At 37.7% G+C, this 19,597-nt stretch carries 19 protein-coding genes; 11 read left to right on the top strand and 8 right to left on the bottom strand.

Annotated elements, in window-relative coordinates:
* Window positions 1–29: 29 nt before the first annotated feature.
* The 7 genes from J2Y40_RS07270 to J2Y40_RS07240 form a co-directional block, all read right to left on the bottom strand.
* Window positions 30–2,570 (bottom strand): YfhO family protein, encoded by a 2,541-nt coding sequence (locus tag J2Y40_RS07270; protein ID WP_153399202.1) that lies wholly within the window; start codon window positions 2,568–2,570, stop codon window positions 30–32.
* A 31-nt stretch (window positions 2,571–2,601) separates the two neighbouring features.
* On the bottom strand, window positions 2,602–2,832 hold the full coding sequence (locus J2Y40_RS07265; RefSeq protein ID WP_185152032.1) for a hypothetical protein: 231 nt from the start codon (window positions 2,830–2,832) through the stop codon (window positions 2,602–2,604).
* A 131-nt stretch (window positions 2,833–2,963) separates the two neighbouring features.
* Window positions 2,964–4,013 carry a DUF6263 family protein gene (locus tag J2Y40_RS07260; RefSeq protein WP_153399206.1) on the bottom strand — a complete coding sequence of 350 codons (1,050 nt, stop codon included), beginning with the start codon at window positions 4,011–4,013 and terminating at the stop codon, window positions 2,964–2,966.
* A gap of 53 nt (window positions 4,014–4,066) precedes the next feature.
* Window positions 4,067–4,813 (bottom strand): 23S rRNA (guanosine(2251)-2'-O)-methyltransferase RlmB, encoded by a 747-nt coding sequence (gene rlmB, locus J2Y40_RS07255; RefSeq protein ID WP_153399208.1) that lies wholly within the window; start codon window positions 4,811–4,813, stop codon window positions 4,067–4,069.
* Between the two features lie 66 nt (window positions 4,814–4,879).
* A complete protein-coding gene (locus J2Y40_RS07250; RefSeq protein WP_153399210.1) occupies window positions 4,880–5,272 on the bottom strand; it encodes a four helix bundle protein in 393 nt (130 codons plus the stop codon).
* Window positions 5,273–5,300: 28 nt separating this feature from the next.
* Window positions 5,301–5,774, bottom strand: coding sequence for a DinB family protein (locus J2Y40_RS07245; RefSeq protein ID WP_153399211.1), 474 nt, complete (start codon window positions 5,772–5,774; stop codon window positions 5,301–5,303).
* 268 nt (window positions 5,775–6,042) lie between these two features.
* Window positions 6,043–7,377, bottom strand: coding sequence for a peptide-N-glycosidase F-related protein (locus J2Y40_RS07240; RefSeq protein WP_309998086.1), 1,335 nt, complete (start codon window positions 7,375–7,377; stop codon window positions 6,043–6,045).
* Window positions 7,378–7,659: 282 nt separating this feature from the next.
* Here J2Y40_RS07240 and J2Y40_RS07235 point away from each other — a divergent pair, with 282 nt between their 5' ends.
* From J2Y40_RS07235 to J2Y40_RS07185, 11 genes are all read left to right on the top strand, one after another.
* Entirely contained in the window at window positions 7,660–8,952 is a 1,293-nt protein-coding gene (locus J2Y40_RS07235; RefSeq protein WP_309998084.1) for a hypothetical protein, read from the top strand.
* Between the two features lie 353 nt (window positions 8,953–9,305).
* Complete coding sequence (locus J2Y40_RS07230; RefSeq protein ID WP_153399217.1) at window positions 9,306–10,310, top strand: MoxR family ATPase; 1,005 nt, start codon at window positions 9,306–9,308, stop codon at window positions 10,308–10,310.
* Window positions 10,310–10,768, top strand: a complete 459-nt coding sequence (locus J2Y40_RS07225) for a GNAT family N-acetyltransferase (RefSeq protein WP_153399219.1) — start codon at window positions 10,310–10,312, stop codon at window positions 10,766–10,768. The genes J2Y40_RS07230 and J2Y40_RS07225 overlap by 1 nt, the downstream gene beginning before the upstream one ends.
* Window positions 10,769–10,794: 26 nt before the next feature.
* Window positions 10,795–11,658, top strand: a complete 864-nt coding sequence (locus J2Y40_RS07220; RefSeq protein WP_153399221.1) for a DUF58 domain-containing protein — start codon at window positions 10,795–10,797, stop codon at window positions 11,656–11,658.
* A gap of 74 nt (window positions 11,659–11,732) precedes the next feature.
* Window positions 11,733–12,629 carry a BatD family protein gene (locus J2Y40_RS07215; RefSeq protein WP_309998080.1) on the top strand — a complete coding sequence of 299 codons (897 nt, stop codon included), beginning with the start codon at window positions 11,733–11,735 and terminating at the stop codon, window positions 12,627–12,629.
* Window positions 12,622–13,614, top strand: coding sequence for a VWA domain-containing protein (locus J2Y40_RS07210; RefSeq protein WP_309998078.1), 993 nt, complete (start codon window positions 12,622–12,624; stop codon window positions 13,612–13,614). Before J2Y40_RS07215 ends, J2Y40_RS07210 begins: the two co-directional genes overlap by 8 nt.
* Entirely contained in the window at window positions 13,614–14,621 is a 1,008-nt protein-coding gene (locus J2Y40_RS07205) for a VWA domain-containing protein (protein WP_153399226.1), read from the top strand. The genes J2Y40_RS07210 and J2Y40_RS07205 overlap by 1 nt, the downstream gene beginning before the upstream one ends.
* A gap of 102 nt (window positions 14,622–14,723) precedes the next feature.
* Window positions 14,724–15,470: a tetratricopeptide repeat protein gene (locus J2Y40_RS07200; protein ID WP_309998075.1), complete on the top strand. Its 747-nt coding sequence runs from the start codon at window positions 14,724–14,726 to the stop codon at window positions 15,468–15,470.
* Window positions 15,470–17,209 (top strand): BatD family protein, encoded by a 1,740-nt coding sequence (locus J2Y40_RS07195; protein WP_309998074.1) that lies wholly within the window; start codon window positions 15,470–15,472, stop codon window positions 17,207–17,209. Before J2Y40_RS07200 ends, J2Y40_RS07195 begins: the two co-directional genes overlap by 1 nt.
* Window positions 17,210–17,253: 44 nt before the next feature.
* Window positions 17,254–17,856 (top strand): MarC family protein, encoded by a 603-nt coding sequence (locus J2Y40_RS07190; protein ID WP_153399233.1) that lies wholly within the window; start codon window positions 17,254–17,256, stop codon window positions 17,854–17,856.
* A gap of 5 nt (window positions 17,857–17,861) precedes the next feature.
* Window positions 17,862–18,056 carry a hypothetical protein gene (locus J2Y40_RS07185; RefSeq protein ID WP_153399235.1) on the top strand — a complete coding sequence of 65 codons (195 nt, stop codon included), beginning with the start codon at window positions 17,862–17,864 and terminating at the stop codon, window positions 18,054–18,056.
* Between the two features lie 567 nt (window positions 18,057–18,623).
* On the opposite strand, the gene J2Y40_RS07180 is transcribed toward J2Y40_RS07185, so the two are convergent.
* Window positions 18,624–19,589 carry a chorismate-binding protein gene (locus J2Y40_RS07180; protein ID WP_309998069.1) on the bottom strand — a complete coding sequence of 322 codons (966 nt, stop codon included), beginning with the start codon at window positions 19,587–19,589 and terminating at the stop codon, window positions 18,624–18,626.
* Between the last annotated feature and the right edge of the window lie 8 nt (window positions 19,590–19,597).

Genomic DNA, 19,597 nt, shown 5'->3' with positions numbered 1-19,597 from the left:
TTTGAACAATAAACCTTAAACGTTGAATATTAAACTGTTTTTACAGCCGGTTCTTCCTGCTTTTTCTTTTTATTCATCCAGAAAATTCCGAACGCGCTCAATGCAATAAACAATCCGAAGCACAGCAATGAAAGCCATTTCCCTTTTTCAATCACTTCAGGTTCAAAAACCATTCTGATCTGGTGTTTTCCTGCCGGAACGTGTACTGCACGTAAAAGATAATCTGCTTTGATATAAGGAACTTCTTTTTCGTCTACAAAAACTTTCCAGCCATGAGGATAATAGATCTCAGAGAAAACGGCCAGCTGAGGTGTTTTTGATTCAGCTTTAAACTCAAGCTCATTAGGCTGGTATTTCGTAAGGTTGATAAACGCTGTAGAGTCTGCCTGAATCTGTTTTCCGTTGAAGTACTCTTTGTCAGAAGCAGCGATAACAGCGGTTCTCTTGCTGTCGATCACTCCAATGGATTTGATTTCTTCATCAGGAGTATTGACAAACTTCAGATCACTTACAAACCATGCGTTTCCGTTGGCTTTGGCGTTTGGCATCGCCTGAGGTTCTTCAGGACCGCCTACAACCCAATATTTGGCATTAAGAAGATTCAGGATATTCGGAACTTTTACCGAATCCATTACCTGGAAGTATTCATTGATCACATCATCATATCTTCTCAGTTTTACGGCGTGATAGCCCCCGATGGAAGACTTGAAATAAGAGGTGTTGGTTTCACTGAATGTTCCTAAAATATTGTTGAAAATTCTGTAGTGTGTTTTATCTTTTTCAGCAATGGTCTCAAGAGTTTTGTTGACGTTCACACTGCTTAGAATTGATCCTAAATTCGGATTTTGCTGAACTTTTTCAGCCAACAGATCTGAACTTTCTGTCTGAAATGGGTTTTCAGCAAAAACTTTATCTACATAGTTCTCATCGTTCAGGTAACGTTTGTTTACCGTCCACAGATCAAATAAGCTTACTACTCCAATAATAACCAGTGCAATATTCTGGTTAAGTTTCTGTTTCATGGCCATAAAAAGAACGCCTGCTGTGATTCCTACATAAATCAATGCTTTTAAAGCATCTGCTCTGAATAGCTTATATCTTTCTCCGGAAAGATAATCCAGCAGGAAAGGAGGGAAGTAAGTTCTTTCACTCTCCGTAGTGAATCCTAATATAGATTTTCCGAAAACCAGAAGGATAAGAAGCACACCTAATGTTCCGCCGCTTACGTAAAGAAGGATTTTCTTTTTATATTCTTCCGTTAATTTTTCATCCGTAAAGAATCTGTAAAGTCCGATTACAGCAATCAGAGGGAATAACAATTCTACCACCACCAATATAGAAGACGGTGCTCTGAATTTACTGTAAAAAGGAACGTAATCTATAAAGAAATCAGACAAAGGCATAAAATTGCTTCCCCATGCCAATAAAACGGTAAGAATAGAAGCTTCCAAAATCCAGTATCTGTATTTTTTCCATGCAAAGAAGAACCCTAAAAGAGCAAGAAAGCACACCACTGCACCCTGATAAGCTGGTCCTGAAGTTCCCGGCTGATCTCCCCAGTAGGTTACCCCGTTGAATCCCTTGGAGATTCTATCCATTTCAGCCTGAGAACCTACATTTTCCTGAATAAGCTCCTGAACTCTGTTCATAATTTCTTTTCCTTCAGGTTCCTGACTTCCGCCTCCCATTAATCTTGGAATAAAAAGATTCAGAGTTTCCAGTTTTCCGTAGCTCCACATCAGGATGCTGGTTTTATCCATTCCTGATTTTCCTGAAGTATGGCTGTCGTTGGTCAAAATCTGTTTTCCACGAACCGTTTCTTTAATATACTCAGAATTGGCCATGATTCTTTGAGAATTCATCCCAACACCAATAATGCAGGATGCAGCAATAATCCCTGATGAAATAAGGAAATGCTTCAACTGGATTTTCTTCTGGATTACCCTTACGAGTTCGGAAAGGAATAAAAATCCTAATGCGAGGAACAGATAGTAGGTCATCTGTGGGTGGTTCGCTGCAATCTGAAGCCCCATAAACAGGGTAGTGGCAATGAATCCCCAGATATATTGTTTCCTGATATAAACCAGTAAAATTCCGGCTAAAAGCGGAGCGAAATACTCAATAGTATTCACTTTACCGTTATGTCCGGCAGCTATAATAATATAAAAATAGGTGGAAAGTCCGAAAAAGGTAGCTCCGAGAAGGGCATATTTCCAGTTTCTGACAGCTACCATTCCCAGAAAGAAGAATCCTGCGAAAAGCAGGAACAGATAATTGACCGGCCTTGGAAGGAAGTTCAGATACCTGTCGATCTGTTTGATGATATCGCCTTTAAACTGGCTTCCCATCTGGTAGGTTGGCATTCCGCCAAACATGGAGTCACTCCAGTAAGTTTCTTTTCCGGTATCAGCTCTGTAGTCCAGAAGTTCTTTTGCTCCTCCTCTGTACTGCACGATATCATGCTGGAAAAGCTGTTTCCCTGAAAAAACAGGAGTGGAATATAAAAATGCTAAAACTATAAATACAACTAATGAAATTGCAATATAAATTAAGTTTTTATTTTTAGCCATGCTGGTTATTATCTTTTATTTCTTGGAATTTTTACCTTTTGTCATTGTTTTCTTTTACCTCTTCATAATCCACCGTTTCTGCGTCCCAATTGACGTTCTTTCTGGAATTCTTATTCGAGTTGGTGATGTCCTGCTGCCTGTTATTATTTTCATTGTTGTTGAACCTGTAGCTGTAAAAGGTTTTAAAGAAAATCCTTTTCAGGATATTCCAGACAAAGAAAAGAATAATTGCAATAAGTACTAACTCAAGAATGTACTTCATAATAAATGTTATTTAAGGTTTTAGATTTAAGGCTCAAAGTTGTTTGATGAAAGCACTGTTTAGTAGTTGAAACAGTACTTTCAAATCTCAGACTCTTAACCCCTCAAACTTATTTACTTCAGTTATTTTAATTATTTGGAAGAAGGGTTTACCATCACAGAAGAATTGGAAACACTGGTCATCGATTGTGACTGCTTGCCGTCTGAAATGGTTTCAATCTGCGTGGTCTTTACCGTGATATTCTGATTGGTAATCCATCCTGAACTTTGGTCAAACTTAATCGTCCCGTTCTGGGCAAGCTCGCTGCTCAGGCTGTGGGTGATTGGTCCCTGTGTTTTCTTTTCTGTTTTCTTAGGAATTCCTCCGGTTACTGAAATCTCAGCAGCTCCGTTTCCTACGCTTTTCAAAACATAGTTTGACGTTACTTTAATGCTTCCGTTTGCATCTGCATTTTCAGAAGTAGTCCACTTTCCTCCGATCTTAACTCCTTTTTTAGGAATAATCGTCAGGTTTTTTGTAAACTGGTCTTTCAGTACTTTCTCATTGAATGTTTCTTTAAGACTTGCTACCACACTTGCTTTCTGGTTGGCATCTTTAAGAAGTGTTCCCGCAGCATCGGATACTTTTTTATAAACAGCATCAAAACCTGTGATTGAAAGTACGTTTCCTTTGTCATCCATCTTCATGTTCAGCTTGTTTCCGGTAAGGGCTTTATTGATGTTCCAGATCATTTTAAGATCATCCTCTTTCGGAATCGGAAGCTTGGTATCTACTACAAGGGTTTTTCCCTGAGAAGTTTGGGAACTTCTTTTGGAAACCAGGTTAAGAGTCATATCATACACATTTCCTTTCACATCATTCACGGTGAAGTTCATTTCATCAGTAGATTCGCTGGTAGCTGTGATTGATTTTCCCTGAGGGTCAGTCATCGTTTTTACATCTCTCTGGTATGTAGTAAGAGGATATGTCTTTCCTTTTTCCAGTTTAAACGTCTGTGTGAAAACTCCAGCGGAATCTTTGATTGCCGGGTTTTCTGCCACTTTTGCTACGGAATCAGCAGGAACTTCTACCGTAACTGTTTTTCCGGTTTTAGGATCTACTTTGGTGATGGTTGCTGTTTCTTTCTTACATGAAACAAGAGCTATTGATGATATTAATGCTAGCGCTGCTATGTTTTTCATTTGAATCTTTTTAAATTTTACTACTACTTTTATTTTTCCGGGAGAGAAACATACTAAATCTGTACCGTTGTCATTTTCTGTCTTACGGCTTCATATAAAATCGCTCCGCAGGCAACAGAAACATTCAGAGATTGTGTTTTCCCTTCAATAGGAAGTTTTATTTTTTCATCTGCATGATGCATCACTTCTTTAGAAATTCCGGTTTCTTCATTTCCCATAACCAAAGCACATGGTTCGGTAAAGTTTACATCATAAATAAGCTTCTGGGCCTTTTCTGTTGCTGCAAATACGGAAATTCCGCTCTGCTGAAGAAAGTCTACCGCATGGGCCAGGTTGGCTTCCTTACAGATCTTGATATTGTAAATGGCACCTGCCGAAGTTTTGATAGCATCCGAGTTGATAGGAGCCGCGCCTTTTTCAGGGATAATTACTGCATCTACGCCTACACATTCTGCTGTTCTGCAGATCGCTCCAAAGTTTCTTACATCGGTAAGCCTGTCCAGAATCAGTAAAAAAGGAGTTTTCCCTTCTTCAAATAATTGTGGAACGACATCTTCTATCTTATGAAAAGGAACATCCGAAATAAAGGCCACTACACCCTGGTGATTCTTTCGGGTAAAACGGTTCAGTTTTTCAACCGGAACATAATTGGGACGGATTTTATTTTTGGCTAAAATGGTTTTCAGCTCAGCATAAATAGGACCCTGAAGTGCGTTTTGCACAAAGATCTTGTCAATCGTTTTTCCCGCTTCAATTGCTTCAATCACGGGACGCAGCCCGAAAATAAAATCGTCTTTCATTGAGTTGTTTAAGGTTTCTATGTTTAAGGTATGAAGTTCAATGTTCAATGTTCAATGTTTTGAACTTTAAGGCTTGTACTTTATTCCTTTTAAATCTGTTGTTTTTAAATATTTAATAAATGAGCTGATTTTTTTGCTTAGTGTTTCTGTTCGCTCAATTAATGTTCTCAGTTTTTCTTCTGAAATAAAATTTCTGTCAAAAATCCGGTAGAGTTGTGATCTTGTTTCTCCGCAGGAAGCTTTTGCAATGGAAAGAAACTGAATGAATTCTTTATTTCCATTTCGTTCAAACCCTTCAGCAATGTTATCCATAACTGAGCCTGAAGATCCGTCAATCTGGTTGCTAAGTTTAAAATTGTTTTTAAGTCCGGTAAATTCAATGATAAAGTAGATTTCCTTACAAAGCTCACGAGACAATTGCCAGATCTCCAAGTCTTCAAATCTTCTTATTGTCGCCATAACTTTAAACCTAAAACATTAAACTAATTTACCTTCCTTTCTCTCCCAAAATAGCCCTTTTCTGTGCCATTACATAACCATAATGGAGGCTTTCATGCATGTTGTTGAAGATAATGGCATCCTGAATGCTTTTCAGATCCATCCCGAAACTTGTCGTATAAGGAGTATAATCCGAGAAGAAGTCACTGTCATAATCTTTCATCAAAATTTTTGACGTTTCTGTGAGCAGAAATTCAAGGTCTTCTACTTCTGACTTCTGAACATTTAAATTAGGAAGGGTTCCTTTTTTATAGGTTTCAATCCAGTATTTATCTATTCTGAAAGGATTTCCGCTCAGGTAATAATGCAGCAGCTGCTGGGTAGCAACCGTATGGGCAATATTCCAGTAAATATTATTGTTGAAACCGTCAGGAATCAGCAGAAGGTCATCATGAGACGTGTTCTGAAGGATCTCCAAAAGGTTCTTTCTTACTTGTCTGTGGGCTTGAAAATGATAATTCATTTTGCAAAAATTTTTAATCTCCAAAAATAGTTTAATAAACTGGAAATGACAATTTTTTGAGCCAATGATTAAATTAAAACTTCTTAAATTCTGAAAAAATAGGTTAATTGTTGTCTGTTATGTGAATGTAAAACACTAGAACAAGTGATGCTTTCCCATCATAAAAAAACTCCCACGAAATGTATTCGGAAGGAGTTTTTATCTTTTAAATCAGTTGGCTCGTAGTTGTTATTTGAATCTGATCACTTGGGTTGTAGTACCGTAACTTCTATTTCTTAATGATTTTATGTTTAAAAGTTGTTCCGTCTTTGAGAACAATACTCAGAAAATAAACACCTGTTGTGTATGGAGTTAGGTCAATTTTATTTTCTCCATAGTTTTCAGATAATTTCCTTCCGTCTATCCCGAAAAGACTGATTGAAGCTATATCGGTCTTTGATTTTATGTTCACGAAATCAGCTGTGGGATTAGGATATATGCTTACATCCACTGTTTTTACATCCTGTACATTCAGAGAGGCATTGCTTTTCCCCTGCATGTAAACGGATAGATAGACATCTCCCTGCTGCTGGTTAAAAACTGCTGTTGGTATGGTGTGTTTCAACGTGTGATTTCCTGCTGCTATCGTTGGCATGGTAAACCCTCTGATAGGAACAGAATTTCCGGGGCACCAGTTGTTCCATGAAGTCCACTCTGCAAAAGATTTTGGAGAGGCTCCATAGATTCCGTTACCCTGCGTATTGTATACTCTGAATGGTTCACAGGAAATTCCTCCGGGAGTATAAGTCAGCATTTGTACGTCATCCATATAAGTGTAATTTTGTCTTCTTACGTATTCTTCACCACCGCTGTTAGCTCCATGAGGTGTGGATATTACAAAGAAACGGGCATCGGTGACGGGATTGGGAAGGTTGAATGTGACAATTCTCACCGTTTCACCGGGAACATCAGTAGAGTTATAATTATTTAATCTGTTATAAGTAAGGATAGGGGTAACTGTATTGAAATTTGTCGCCGTTGCTCCGGCATCTGTTGAGAAAAAAGTCAGAGTGCCGGAAAATACATCAATTCTGCCGCTACACCCTGCTACTTCATTTTGTGCTGCGTAGGGAACACCGAAAACATCCAGTTCCATATATAGATCATAGCTTGTACGCAAATTTGTATCATGGAATATACTATACATATTGCTTAAGTCATAGGTATAAGGAACTTCCAGAGGTGAACGGTTTTTGTTCATAAACGGAGTGATATATCTGCCTATTTCAATTCTCTTTACATTGGTATCATCTACGGTGTAGGTGGGTTGATTTTTGGGAACCATTGCCAAAAAGACACTTCCGAGACGGTCATAGTTATCACATAGCGCTCCAATAGTTACTCTCATGGCAATTTTAGCTTTAAAAGAGTTGAGTTCTGCATCGGTAAGCTTCCTTGCATATTTGGAATTTGACAGCCTAATCAATCCTGGAGGAACAGGTTCAGACACTGTAGCAGCATAGCCGTCATAATAGACTGCCTGAGAAATCACATTAGTCATTGTTGTCTGTGATTGTAAAAGACCCGTAAAAAAAACGCTTAAAAAAAATAGCTTTTTGTACATATCTTTGGTGTTTGATACAAATATATTAAAATATGTGTTTGGATATGTAGTTTTGTTGTTTAATTTTTAAAATTAAAACTATTTGTTTATGAAATGTGTAAAATTAATGAATGAGGTAATGTGTTTTATTCGCTAAAAAATCAAAAATACTTAATTTAATAGATATTAATTTAAATAATTGTGTAGAGTATTAATTTATTTGCCTTAATGGTTGTTTTTATCTATAATATTTGAAGTTTTATTATTAAATTAGCATCAAATCCAATGTTAATTTTATTAATTATGAAAAGAATTTTACTTTTGTCATTATTGTTGGTTGTTTCCGTGTTGAAGGCTCAGATCAATCTAAATATTGGAAGTACAAATGTAGGTACTGCACCGATAAGCAGTTTTTTTTCCTATTCTTATGTTCAGCAGATTTTTCTTAAACAGGAACTCAATGCCAATGCTGCAGGAAACATTACAGGCTTGTCCTTTTATCTGGATCCTTCGGCAACTATCACCGATTCTTCCAATTGGACTGTTTACCTTGGGCATACATCAAAAACTACTTTTGCTTCAGGAACGGATTGGATTCCGGCTGCACAGCTTACCCAGGTGTTTACGGGAACAGTAACCAATAATAACGGAAAAGTGGACGTTGTTTTTACAACACCGTTTCCTTATAATAATACTGATAATTTAGTCATTGCTGCAAAAGAAAATTCTCCGAATATTGATATCAATAACTTTGATGAAGTTTTTCGTGTCTATTCTTACCTCCCGTCTTCCACTATTTATTATAAAGGAGACCAGGTAGTTGTAGATCCTGCTTCTCCGCCTGGAGGGATAACAACAGATTACAAATCATCAATCACTATTTCAGGCCTTACTCCGAAAACTACCCCGCCGTGTCCTTTTATTACGTTCCCAGTAAATAATTCTCAATCCGTTCCGATGTCTCCCAATTTCAAATGGATGCCTGTTGCAGGAGCAGATTCTTATAAAGTTTCCTTAGGAACAACTCCTGGAGGTACTAATATTGTTAATCAGCAGGTTGTAACGGCTACGAACTTTACTCCATCTGTAGCATTACAGCAGAATGTTGATTATTATTTAAGAGTGACAACTGTTTCTGCAGGCCTTGAATCTTCCGGCTGTTCAGATGTTGTGTTTAAAATTCCACCGGTGCCGGTGAATGATGCCTGTTCCGGTGCCTTAGTGCCGTCTGCGTTCCCTTATAGCTATACCCAGACTGATGCGGTATCAGCTACCAATAACGGAGCCTTTGTACAGATATGTGCTGATGCGATGAATGATGGTGTATGGTTTAAGCTTATAGGCGACGGTAGTAAATATACGATCAGAATAACAATGCCTTCCGGCAGTACTTTTGATCCTCAAATGGGCTTTTACAGAGGCAGTTGCAGTAGTCTTACATGTCTGGGAACAGTGGATAGTGGAGGAGCAGGGGCAGCAGAAGGAGTTACGCTTACAACAACAGCAGGCGTTGAATATTATATCAATATAGGATCTTATGAGGAAACAGAAGATGTTCCTGAAGATGTATTTACTATAACCATGACAAAAATTTAGAACAGATACGTGCTGTGTATAGTAATTGACAGAGGTTGATTCTATTTTCTGATTCTGGATTTTTATTTCTAACAACAGATAACCGGCTTTTTAGGCTGGTTATTTTGTTTCCCGTCTACTCACAACTGCCTGTTTATGCTTTTAGATGGAAGTTTCTAAATGGTTAGGAAATAAATTATTATAAAGAAGTTTTGTTATTCCGCAAATTCCTACAAAGAAACTCACGTTGCCTGCATGGGCCATTCTGTCAGGCTTTCCGGAATATTTAACAAACTTTAACTCAAAAATGGCATTGATTGTGTTGATTACTGCAAGTATTTATCAGAAATTTACCAATTATTTTAAATCAAGCTATGTCAGATACATATCAAGCTGAAGACATCCGCCAGCTGACGGAAAAAGTAAAGGAAAAAAACTACTTATTTTCTCTTCTGAGACAGGAAATTAATAAAGTGATCATTGGACAGGAATATATGATAGACCGCCTTCTGGTAGGTCTTTTGGGGAACGGGCATGTTCTTTTGGAAGGAGTGCCGGGACTGGCAAAAACTTTAGCGATTAAAACCCTGGCAGAAGCTGTTCATGGTGATTTTTCAAGAATACAGTTTACCCCGGATCTGCTGCCTGCAGATGTAGTGGGAACCATGATCTATAATATCAAAGACAATGATTTTTCCATAAAAAAAGGTCCTGTTTTTGCCAATTTTGTGCTGGCGGATGAGATCAACCGTGCTCCGGCAAAAGTACAGTCGGCACTGCTGGAAGTCATGCAGGAAAAGCAGGTAACCATTGGTGATGAAACCATGAAGCTGCCCAAGCCGTTTTTAGTACTGGCAACACAAAACCCTATCGATCAGGAAGGAACTTATCTGCTGCCGGAAGCGCAAAGTGACCGTTTTATGCTGAAATGTAAGATTGATTATCCTGATTTCGAACATGAACGAACTGTTATGAGAATGGTTTCTACCTCACATCAGCCTGTGGTGAAACCTGTGATCTCTCTTCAGGATATTATAGATGCCAAAGAACTGATCAATCAGATCTATCTGGACGAAAAAATCGAAAAATATATCCTGGATATGGTGTTTGCCACACGTTATCCGGAAAAATACGGACTTTCGGAATTGAAGAACTATATTGGTTTCGGTGCTTCACCAAGAGCATCAATCAACCTGGCTATTGCATCCAGAACCTATGCATTCTTAAAAGGAAGAGCCTTCGTAATTCCTGAAGATGTAAAGGCGCTCGCACAGGACGTATTGAGACACAGAATAGGTCTTACCTTCGAGGCAGAAGCGGAAGAAATTTCGTCTGAAGAGATTGTTAACAGAATATTGGCAAAAATTCAGGCGCCCTAATGAGTGAAGTAATTATCAGAAAAGCCGTTCAGGAAGACTGTGCCCCGATGCTGGAACTCATCAGAGAACTTGCGGAATATGAGAAAGCACTTCATGAAGTGACTTTAACGCTGGACGAATTCATTAATGATGGTTTCGGAGAATCTCCTGTTTGGGGAGCTTTCGTAGCAGAAACAGCGGGTGAGATCGTAGGAATTTCCCTCTATTATGATCGTTTTTCAACGTGGAAGGGCAGAAGGCTGTATCTTGAAGATCTTGTAGTAACCGAAAGAATGAGAGGAAAGCAGATCGGAAAAATGCTGTTTGATGCAACATTGGAATTTGGAAAATCCGGACAATACAGCGGAATGGTTTTTCAAGTACTGAACTGGAATGAACCGGCCATTAATTTTTATAAAAAATACAGTCCGAAATTTGATAATGAGTGGCTGAATGTTTCCATTGAATTTAAAAGTTAAGATAAATATTTGACAGTAGAGGACTTATGGAAATAAAAGATATTGTAAAAAAAGTAAAGCAGATTGAAATCCGTACCAGAAAAAAGACGGAGGCTTCACTTATGGGGCAGTATCACAGTGCTTTTAAAGGTCAGGGAATGACTTTTTCTGAAGTACGTCCTTATCAGTTTGGAGATGAAATCCGAAGAATCGACTGGAACAAGACCGCACGTTTCCGTGAGCCGTTTGTGAAGGTGATGGAAGAGGAGAGAGAACTCACCATGATGATTCTGGTAGATATTTCCGCTTCTATGGATTACGGGACCAAAGTTCAGCTGAAAAGAGAGTATGTGGCAGAAATAGCCGCAAGCCTTGGGTTTTCTGCTGCAGGAAATAATGATAAGGTTGGACTGATCTTATTTGCAGACAAAGTATACAAAGTGATTCCTCCGCAGAAGGGGAGAAAACATATTCTTTCCATTATCAGCACTATTCTTACGGCTGATTATGTGCCGGCAGTGTCCCAGATTGATAAAGCACTGGAATATATGATGGGAATCTTCAAGAGAAAATCTCTGGTTTTCCTTTTGTCCGATTTTGAAGATGAATACGATTCCAAAATGCTTAGAGTAGCTTCCAAAAAACATCAGCTGCTGGGAATGAGGGTTTACGATGAAAAGGATAATGAAATTCCGGATATTGGATATGCACTTTTGTATGATGCTGAAACCGGAAATAAAGTCTGGGCAAATACGTCCAGCGCAAGATGGAGGTATACCTTTGCTGAGGCCCAAAAACAGAAGGTGAAAGCATTGGAAGACGATTTTGCAAACAGTTCGGCAAGTTTCATGAATATCAATACAGGATCGGATTATTCTAAACTATTGTACAATTATTTTCAGAGGAAATAAACAATATTGATGGAAAGATCCTATCTTAAAGGAATATAAAATAAGGCTCCGGCCGAAATGATTATTATATAGAATTGAAAAAAATATTATTTATACTGTCCCTTTTGATCTGTGGAACCGCTTTTTCGCAGATACTTTCGTCTAATCTTGAAAAGAAGACGATTGCTCTGGGAGAAATAAACCGTTTTATAGTTAAAATCGATAATCTGAACGGGAAACAGGTAAGTTCCGCAGCAAAAAATGAACTTCTTCCTTTTCATTTTGAAGAAATAAAAGACAGTATCGGACAGAATCAAAATTCCTACGAAAGGAGGATTGAATTTTCTGTTTATGAAGAAGGAAAATTTAAAATTCCCGAATTGGAGTTCAGTGTGGATGGTCAGGTTTTAAAGACCATTCCTTATGAGATTGATGTGATCAACACGGCTCAGAAAGCAGATCAGATCAATGATATCATGAAGAACAAAGAAGTAAAGCTTGATCCTAAAGATTACTGGGAACTCTACAAATTTTACATTCTGGCCGCTTTAGCAGTTATTGCACTGATTATTGCTGTTGTTATGATCATCAAATGGGGAAGAAAAGCCAAAAGCTCTCCTGTTGTGGCTACCAATCAGACTTTGAAAGAACTGGATTCTTTAAAGAAGAAAAAATATATTGAAGGCGGAGATTTCCGTTCGTTCTATGTTGAATTAATAGATATATCCAGGGCATTTATTACAAAGCAATATCACTTACCGGCGGAAGTTCTTCTTACAGACGATCTTATTGATGTGATGAAGAAGAATAACACCATTTCTCAGGAAAATGAAAAAATAGTGGAAGAGGTCTTTTTAAGAGGAGATCTTGTAAAATTTGCCAAGACTTTTCCTGATGAGGCAACAATGGAAAAAGACTTTAGTGATATCAGTGACTTTGTGAGAAGGTCTTCAAAAGATCTGGAATTTGAAAACTTGAGAAAGGATGTTTAATTTTGAGTTTTACAGTCCGTGGTTTCTACTCCTTTTCCTGCTGTTCATTCCTCTTTTTATTAAAGATGCCGGGACACGGAAGAAAAAAGGGATAAAAGTTCCTACAGTCCGGAATATGGAAGGCAGCGGGGGAATTCATGCTGTACTTTTTCTTCTTAAACTGTCGAAGTATATTATTCTTACTGCGCTGATCATTGCGATGGCACGACCTAGAACTTTTACGGTTTCCCAGGACCGCGATGATACCAAAGGCGTAGATATTATGCTGTCCATAGACGTTTCCCTGAGTATGCTGGCTAAAGACCTTAACCCGGATCGTATAACAGCATTGAAAGATATTGCAGTAAAGTTTGTTAGAAAACGGCCTAATGACAGGATCGGAGTAGTAGCGTATGCTGCAGAAGCATTTACTAAAGTACCTGTAACTTCAGATCATCAGGTGGTTATTGACGAAATCAAAAACCTTAACTCTACCGGTCTTGAACCGGGAACAGCTATTGGGGAAGGCCTTTCTGTAGCAGTCAGTCACCTTACTAAAAGCAAAGCGAAAAGTAAGATCGTGATCCTGATGACGGACGGGGTAAGCAATATCCAGAATGCAATTCCTCCACAGGTAGCAGCGGAACTCGCCAAGAATAATCATATTAAGGTATATGCCATTGGAATCGGAACAAACGGTTATGCGCTAATGCCTACTTCACAGGATATTTTCGGAGATCTGGTCTTTACTGAAACAGAAGTGACAATTGACGAAAATACATTACAGGAAGTAGCGCAGACTACCGGTGGGAAATACTTCAGGGCTACCTCGAACAGCAGTCTGGAAGAAGTATATAATGAGATCAATCAATTAGAAAAATCCGATATTAAGGTCTCTAAACTTTACAATTATGATGAGTATTTTAAAATTTTCCTTTGGATAGCGTTGGGAATGTTGTTCTTTGATGCGCTGTTGAGATGGGGTATATATAAATTTTTGAGCTGATGAGTTGGTCTTTAGGAAATTACTGGTATTTATTACTGCTGTTGCTGCTGCCGCTGTTAGCTTCCTTTTTGATCCGTTTTCTGAAATGGAAAAACAAGAGAAAAGAGGTTTTTGCAGACGCTAAGTTTCATGACAGTTTATTTGAAAAAAAATCCGGATTTACAAAGTTTTTTCCGGCATTATATCTGTTGGGAACCCTTTTTCTGATATTCTCTATTATTGATCTGCTGAAAGGATCGGAAGAAATAAAATCCAATCAGAAGCTTAATAATGTGATCTTTATGCTGGATGTTTCCAACTCTATGAATGCAGAAGATATTGATCCCAGCCGTCTGGATGAAGCCAAAAACCTGATGATCAACACCATGAAAAAAATGAAGAGTGATAGGATAGGGATCGTGATCTTTGCAGGAGAAGCAGTCTCTATTATGCCGCTGACAACAGATTACGGTTCTGCGGAAACTTATATTACCGCGATAGAAACCAATTCGATGAAAGCCCAGGGAACTGATTTTCTGAAAGGAATGAAAGCCGCCGCAGAAAAGTTTGGAAATGTAAGCAAAGGTTCCAGAAAAGTAGTTCTGATGAGTGATGGGGAAGATAATGAAGGAAACGATAATGCAGCCATCAGGCTGGCGAATAAAGAAGGGATCAGCATAACCTCGGTTGGAATAGGTACAGATGAAGGAGCTCCGGTTCCTGAATATGTTTATGGACAGCTGATGGGATATAAAACAGATATGGATGGGGCAACGGTGATCTCCAAAAGACAGACTGAGGCCCTTAAAAAAATGGCTGGATCTACAGGAGGAGAATACATTGACGGAAATAATGTGAATGAAGCACCTGACAGGATCATTGATGCATTAAGCAAAAAGGCTTCATTTTCAGAAACCATGGTTCAGTCACAGAATGCTGTTCATTATTATCAATATTTTCTTGCCGTATCTATTTTCTTTTTCTTTTTAATTTATATATTAAATCCGAAAAAGGATCTGAATGTATAGATTTCTTCGGCTTGTTTATCAAGATTTTAAATAAGCACTTTAACCCAATTTTAACAAATAGAGACCTGTTTATTAACATATAAAGAAATAATTTTGCAGAGGATGAATACTAAAATCTTATTTTTATCGTTAATTATTGCTTTCATGTTCCCAGGTGTTCTGTCCGGGCAGGATAGATACAAGACTTTAGTATATGAAGGAAACCAGAAATTCAATGGTAAAGACTATGACGGAGCCTCTTCCAAATACATGGAAGCGGTAAAGTCGGATGAAAAAGATTTTACAGCTCATTACAATTTGGGGAACGCATTGTATAAGAGTAAAAAATATGAAGAAGCCAAAGAAGAATTTGAAAAAGCTCAGAAACTTTCTCAAACTCTTCCTGATGCAGCAGCAGCTCTTCATAATCTTGGGAACACTTATATGCAGATGAACCAACCGGAAAAAGCGGCAGATTATTATAAACAGTCTCTGAAGCAGGATCCTTATAATGAAGCAACAAGAAAGAATTATGAAATTGCCAAGCTGAAAGAGAAAGAAAAACAGCAGCAGGAAAAAAATAAAAAGAGCAATTCCGGAAAAGGCGGCGGAAACGAACCTAGTAAAAGCAACGATCAGAAAGGGGATCAGAAAGATCAAAAACAGGATCAGGGAAGCGGACAACAAAATGAAGGGAAAAGCGATCAGGGAGATGCCCAAAAAAAGAAGCCTAATGAAGAAGGCAAAATACCAAAAGATCTGGAAAATGTCATATTAGATAAAGTAAACGAAAAGGAAAAAGAAACCGCCCGAAGAATACTAAATAAAGATTCTTATTCCATGCCTCAGAGCAATGAGAAAGACTGGTGATGCAGCATAGACTGATCTACATATTATTCATTCTTGTTTCCGTAATTTCTTACGGACAGGTAAACTTATCTTTGGAAACAGATAAAAGTGAGTACAGCGGAAAAGATATCGTAAATCTTACTATTATTCTCGAGATCAATGGAAGCGATATTGATCATCAGACCCGTTTTCAGCTTCCTGACCTTTCAAAATTTACGATGATCGGAAGCGGATCGGTAACCAATACCCTGGTTGATCCCGCTACCAATACCGTTATTACCCAGAAAATATCCAGAATCGCCCTTGAACCGAAGAAAAAAGGTAAAATCAAGATTGGTTCTGTATTGGTAACCCTCAATAATAAAATCTATAAAACAGAACCTTTTGACATCAATATCAAGGATATTGTTGATAAAAGATCTCTGGCTACCAATACTTCCGGTGATGTGTATCTGAATATGGAGATTGAAGACCGGGAGGTCTACCAGGATCAGCCTACCTTGGCTGTTCTGAGGGTGTATTCCAAAAATATGGATAACTTCAGGAAGGTGAAGAATATCCGCCTTCCTCAACAGGATAATATCAATGTACATCCTGTAAGCTTTGGGAAATCAGAAATTGACCCGTCCGGCTCCGGGAATATGGCTTCCCAGGTTCTGGCCGTATTTATGATATTCCCCAATGAAGCCGGTTATGTGGAAGTTCCATCGGTATCAGCTTCGGTGAATTCCTATGCAAAAAAGAATAAAATTGTTTCCAATAAAGTAAAATTGAATGTAAAGAAGCTTCCTGAGGGTTCACCTGAAGGTTTTAAAAATGCAGTAGGAAACTTTAAGGTAAGTGTTTACAATACTTCGAAAGATAAAATTGAAGTTGATAAACCTGTAAACGTTGTGGTGAAAGTTTCGGGAGAAGGAAATCTTCCGGATATGGATCTGCCTAAAATAATAACGTCTCCGGATTATGAATTCTTTACTCCTAAAATCACGTCTAAAGTGGTTCCCGGGTCTACAGGAATGAAAGGTGAGATTTTGGCAAATTATGTACTAATTCCTAAAAAACCGGGAGCAATTTCTGTAAAAACAGAACTCTTTGCCTTCTTTGATCCTGAGAGCCGTGAATACATAGAGATGGGGCAAAAATCTCTGGCACTTAACGCTTTTTCCCATGAGCAGATATTGGAATCACGTACTACCGTTGAAAAAGTAAATGAATATACCAATACCCTTCTGGAAACAGTGAATACTCCTGTATTAAAAACTACAACCCTTAAAGTTAAGGAAAAGCATAAATTTCACTGGAATATTCTTTTAACTAATATCGCGATTCTTATAGGATTATTTATTGTCTATCTTTTGTTTAAGACTTGGCAAAAAAAACGCGCGTTAGTTAGAGAAACAGTATCTTCAAAACCTCTTGGTTCTGTGGCAGAAACAGAAAAAGAGATCAAAGAAATGCTGAAAACAGACATCAATGATTATTTCAGCTATCTGGAAAATCTTAAAGATAACGGAGAATATCCGAAATTCTTTGATACCCTTGAAGAAATGGATATAGAAGTAAGAAATCAGTATCCACAGGTTGATTCTAAAGACTTCATGGCATTTTTAGAGAATGAAAAAGGTTTATCTGTTGCAGAGGAATATAGAAATCTGATGCAAAGAATTGAGATGGAGAAATATTCTCCATTGAAATCATCAGAAGGAATGGAGGATCTTTTAAAAGCAGTTGTTAATTTGTATTCTAAAATTAACAAATAATCAATTTTTTTTCATATTTTTGCGAAATTTTTAATTACAAAAAGATGGAAATATTTAATGATTTTTCTATTAAAGAAATCTTTACCTGCTTTATGGTTCTTTTTGCCGTGATTGACATTATCGGCTCTGTTCCTATCGTGGTAAGCCTTCAGCAGAAGTTCGGTCAGATTGAAGCAGGAAAGGCCGCTATTACAGCCGGAGCAATTATGATTGTTTTTCTGTTTGTTGGAAATAAGATCCTTAAGCTTATCGGAGTAGATGTAAACTCGTTTGCCATAGCAGGTGCTTTTGTGATTTTTATCATTGCACTGGAAATGATTCTGGGAATTGAAATCAATAAAACGACAGAGGCCAAAGCCGCTTCCATCGTTCCTATCGCGTTTCCATTGGTAGCAGGGGCAGGAACACTAACGACAACTTTATCCCTCAGAGCTGAATTTCATGATATTAATATCATTTTAGGAATCGTTCTCAATACAATTTTCGTATATTTGGTGCTGAAATCAGCAAAGTGGCTGGAGAACAAAATGGGAGAGGCAACATTGTCTATTCTTCAGAAAGTTTTCGGAATCATCCTTTTGGCTATTTCAATAAAATTATTCACCGCAAACTTTGCCCAATTAGTGCAGAATTATATTAATTTTTAAGAATCATGCAGAAGTTTTATAAAGTATTTTTAGTAATATTTATCGTTTTCATTGCCATCAATGTTTATGCTATCGACTGGCAGACTGACATTTTATCTGAAGATAACCTGAAATTCGTATTTTCAATTGCATCCGCTGTGATTGGTCTTATCCTCTTATTTGTATTGGATACCTGGAGCAGAATCGGAGTAAAAAAATAATTAAGATTTATATCTGATATACAGCCTCTTCCTTATGGGAGAGTTTTTTTTTGATCAGGACGAGAAATTTCGGAGATAACAGATCAGATGTAAACTCTTTTTTCAATGAAGTAAGTTTAGAATAAGACCTTGTATTTCGAAAATAAACGAAGCGGCCTTGTTTGTCTTAAAAACACACCAATATTATTCATCTTTGTTGGACTCAGCAGTGTTATAATTGATGATCAATTTATATTTTTTTGTGAAAAATATGATGTTATTTGAGTCTTTTAAGTACTCCTTAGGAATACTCTGTTCATAGAATTTAATATATGATCTAAGGTAAGCTCCGTAGGAGCGACCTGATAATTAACCTCAGTTCAGGATAAGAATTTTTGATTTATAGAGCTTGGAAGCTGGGGATGGAAGAGGGAGGTTCTGAAGGGCATCAATAATAGATTGCCATCTTTTTTAGCTAATTTGATTTTACAGAGGTTTTCAGTATTTATAACCAAAAGTGACTTCCAGCCAGCCTCCTTCTTCCATCTTCCAACCTTTTATACTTAATCCCCTTAATCCGAACTCAGGTTAAATAGTTACTAGGTTTTTGAGAATAGCTTCAGATTTCAGTTCTGTCTCTTTCCATTCTTTTTCCGGGTTGCTTTGTGCGGTAATTCCGCCGCCTACAAATACATGTACAGAATCCTGATAAAGCCTTGCACATCGCAGATTCACGAAGTACATAATATTTTCTTCCGTTTCAATTCTTATAAATCCGGCATACAGTTCGCGTGGAAATTTTTCAAACTTCTGAATATTTCTTTTGCATACCTCTTTTGGAATTCCACAGACTGCAGGAGTAGGATGGAGTTCTGTAATAATAAAATCAAGTTCCTCCGGTTTTATTAGGGCCTTAAAATCTGTACGAAGATGCTTAATGTTTCCCGAAATATGATCATAGGTATCTGAGATCTCAATATTTTTAGCATAATTTTCAAGGACATTCCGGATGTATGAGGTAACAGGTTTCTGCTCTTCAATTTCTTTTTCTGACCACGCTTCAGATACAGGAAGCGTTCCGGCAAGGCTCATGGTCTCAAATTCACAGGTTGTTTTATTAAATTTTCCAAGGACTTCGGAGAAAGCTCCCATCCATGCATGTTCTCCGTCATTAAAAATATACCGGAATGCATTCGGATAAGAAGTACATAAGTTGTTAAAACTCTTTTTAAGATCAATTCTGCTAAAATTTCTGAAGATCTTCCTTCTGGAATAAACGAGTTTGGGAAGCTGCTCTTCTTTAATAACTTCAATGACACTGTGCAAAGTCTGCAGATATTCATCTTTTATCTCTGCATGAAAATGACTTTCATCTTTCAACAGGTCATCACTGGTAATTACGGCTTGTGAAAACTCTTCTGAAGCCTCAATGATGTTTCCTTTAAAATCAATCTGCCTCAACCTGTCAAAAGAATAAAAACTTATGGATTCTGTGTCTTGCTGAGGGTCGGTTGAATATAATTTTTCGTCGAAAGGAAATTTGAAATAAATCATGAGCTGTA

The organism is Chryseobacterium sp. 2987, assembly GCF_031456375.1.
Lineage (GTDB): Bacteria > Bacteroidota > Bacteroidia > Flavobacteriales > Weeksellaceae > Chryseobacterium > Chryseobacterium vaccae.
This window is presented reverse-complemented; position numbering and strand designations above follow the sequence as displayed.

What these genes read in the sequence shown, in the direction of transcription:
- rlmB (WP_153399208.1), bottom strand. Translation starts at nt 4,813, where the DNA reads ATGAAAGACGATTTTATTTTCGGGCTGCGTCCCGTGATTGAAGCAATT.
- J2Y40_RS07200 (WP_309998075.1), top strand. Translation starts at nt 14,724, where the DNA reads ATGAATACTAAAATCTTATTTTTATCGTTAATTATTGCTTTCATGTTC.
- J2Y40_RS07220 (WP_153399221.1), top strand. Translation starts at nt 10,795, where the DNA reads ATGGAAATAAAAGATATTGTAAAAAAAGTAAAGCAGATTGAAATCCGT.
- J2Y40_RS07270 (WP_153399202.1), bottom strand. Translation starts at nt 2,570, where the DNA reads ATGGCTAAAAATAAAAACTTAATTTATATTGCAATTTCATTAGTTGTA.
- J2Y40_RS07185 (WP_153399235.1), top strand. Translation starts at nt 17,862, where the DNA reads ATGCAGAAGTTTTATAAAGTATTTTTAGTAATATTTATCGTTTTCATT.
- J2Y40_RS07210 (WP_309998078.1), top strand. Translation starts at nt 12,622, where the DNA reads ATGTTTAATTTTGAGTTTTACAGTCCGTGGTTTCTACTCCTTTTCCTG.
- J2Y40_RS07225 (WP_153399219.1), top strand. Translation starts at nt 10,310, where the DNA reads ATGAGTGAAGTAATTATCAGAAAAGCCGTTCAGGAAGACTGTGCCCCG.
- J2Y40_RS07180 (WP_309998069.1), bottom strand. Translation starts at nt 19,589, where the DNA reads ATGATTTATTTCAAATTTCCTTTCGACGAAAAATTATATTCAACCGAC.
- J2Y40_RS07245 (WP_153399211.1), bottom strand. Translation starts at nt 5,774, where the DNA reads ATGAATTATCATTTTCAAGCCCACAGACAAGTAAGAAAGAACCTTTTG.
- J2Y40_RS07230 (WP_153399217.1), top strand. Translation starts at nt 9,306, where the DNA reads ATGTCAGATACATATCAAGCTGAAGACATCCGCCAGCTGACGGAAAAA.
- J2Y40_RS07235 (WP_309998084.1), top strand. Translation starts at nt 7,660, where the DNA reads ATGAAAAGAATTTTACTTTTGTCATTATTGTTGGTTGTTTCCGTGTTG.
- J2Y40_RS07260 (WP_153399206.1), bottom strand. Translation starts at nt 4,013, where the DNA reads ATGAAAAACATAGCAGCGCTAGCATTAATATCATCAATAGCTCTTGTT.
- J2Y40_RS07250 (WP_153399210.1), bottom strand. Translation starts at nt 5,272, where the DNA reads ATGGCGACAATAAGAAGATTTGAAGACTTGGAGATCTGGCAATTGTCT.
- J2Y40_RS07205 (WP_153399226.1), top strand. Translation starts at nt 13,614, where the DNA reads ATGAGTTGGTCTTTAGGAAATTACTGGTATTTATTACTGCTGTTGCTG.
- J2Y40_RS07190 (WP_153399233.1), top strand. Translation starts at nt 17,254, where the DNA reads ATGGAAATATTTAATGATTTTTCTATTAAAGAAATCTTTACCTGCTTT.
- J2Y40_RS07265 (WP_185152032.1), bottom strand. Translation starts at nt 2,832, where the DNA reads ATGAAGTACATTCTTGAGTTAGTACTTATTGCAATTATTCTTTTCTTT.
- J2Y40_RS07240 (WP_309998086.1), bottom strand. Translation starts at nt 7,377, where the DNA reads ATGTACAAAAAGCTATTTTTTTTAAGCGTTTTTTTTACGGGTCTTTTA.
- J2Y40_RS07195 (WP_309998074.1), top strand. Translation starts at nt 15,470, where the DNA reads ATGCAGCATAGACTGATCTACATATTATTCATTCTTGTTTCCGTAATT.